We start from the raw sequence: 575 nt of genomic DNA, 5'->3' as shown, positions 1-575 counted from the left end.
ATCGGCCGCCCGATCTCGAACACGCGGATATATATCTTGGACGGCCACGGGTCTCCGGTTCCGATCGGCGCGCGGGGGGAGATATATATCGGCGGCGCCGGCGTCGCGCGCGGCTATCTGAACCGCCCCGATCTGACGGCCGAGCGCTTTGTGAAGGATCCGTTCAATGACGCGCCCGACGCCCGCATGTATCGGACGGGAGATCTCGGACGCTGGCGCGCCGACGGAACGATCGAATTTCTCGGCCGCAATGATTTTCAGGTGAAAATCCGTGGTTTCCGCATCGAGCTCGGCGAGATTGAAGCGCGTCTCGCCGCGCATCCTTTCGTGCGCGACGTGGTCGTCATGGCGCGCGAGGACGCTGCCGGCGACAAGCGTCTCGTGGCCTATTACACGGCGCGGGAAGACGCCGGCGAGACGGCCCCGGGGGCTGAAGGGCTGCGGGCGCATATCGTCGCGGCTTTGCCCGACTATATGGCTCCCTCGGCTTTTGTTTGTCTCGATCGCCTGCCGCTGACGCCGAACGGCAAGCTCGACCGCAAGGCGTTGCCGGCCCCGGACGACGCCGACTATGC

The 575-nt window shown here is 65.6% G+C and carries 1 protein-coding gene; it reads left to right on the top strand.

Going from position 1 to position 575, the window contains the following annotated elements; translation table 11 throughout:
• The coding region (locus K3F48_RS23995) for an AMP-binding protein (protein ID WP_222577949.1) at positions 1-575 on the top strand (575 nt) is incomplete at both ends.

It is taken from the genome of Methylosinus sp. Sm6 (assembly GCF_019802345.1).
In the GTDB taxonomy this organism is placed as follows: Bacteria; Pseudomonadota; Alphaproteobacteria; order Rhizobiales; family Beijerinckiaceae; genus Methylosinus.
This window is presented reverse-complemented; position numbering and strand designations above follow the sequence as displayed.